1 protein-coding gene is annotated in these 548 nt (G+C 64.1%); it reads right to left on the reverse strand.

Annotation, left to right across the window (positions count from 1 at the left end; all coding sequences use genetic code 11):
* The coding region (locus D515_RS24955; RefSeq protein ID WP_039850800.1) for a hypothetical protein at nucleotides 1-548 on the reverse strand (548 nt) is incomplete at both ends.

The following is a 548-nucleotide window of genomic DNA, read 5'->3' on the forward strand; positions in this document are numbered from 1 at the left end:
GTGGTTGAACCGTCTGTCGTACCTGTGGTCGAGCCATCGGTGGTACCTGTAGTCGAGCCGTCTGTGCCGCCGGTAGTCGAACCGTCGGTAGTACCCGTCGTTGAGCCGTCTGTGCCGCCGGTGGTTGAACCGTCGGTCGTACCCGTGGTGCTGCCATCCGTACCGCCGGTGGTCGAACCGTCCGTCGTACCTGTAGTGGTGCCATCCGTACCGCCGGTAGTCGAACCGCCGGTAGTCGAACCGTCGGTGGTACCCGTCGTTGAGCCGTCTGTGCCGCCGGTGGTAGAACCGTCGGTCGTACCCGTCGTTGAGCCATCCGTACCGCCCGTGGTCGAGCCATCGGTGGTACCAGTAGTCGATCCGTCGGTACCGCCAGTAGTCGAACCGTCCGTCGTACCTGTAGTGCTGCCGTCGGTACCGCCCGTAGTCGAACCATCAGTGGTGCCCGTGGTTGAACCGTCCGTGGTACCTGTCGTTGAGCCGTCAGTGCCGCCCGTAGTCGAACCATCGGTGGTACCCGTGGTTGAGCCGTCAGTGGTGCCCGTGGT

Source organism: Grimontia indica (assembly GCF_000333895.2).
GTDB lineage: Bacteria > Pseudomonadota > Gammaproteobacteria > Enterobacterales > Vibrionaceae > Enterovibrio > Enterovibrio indicus.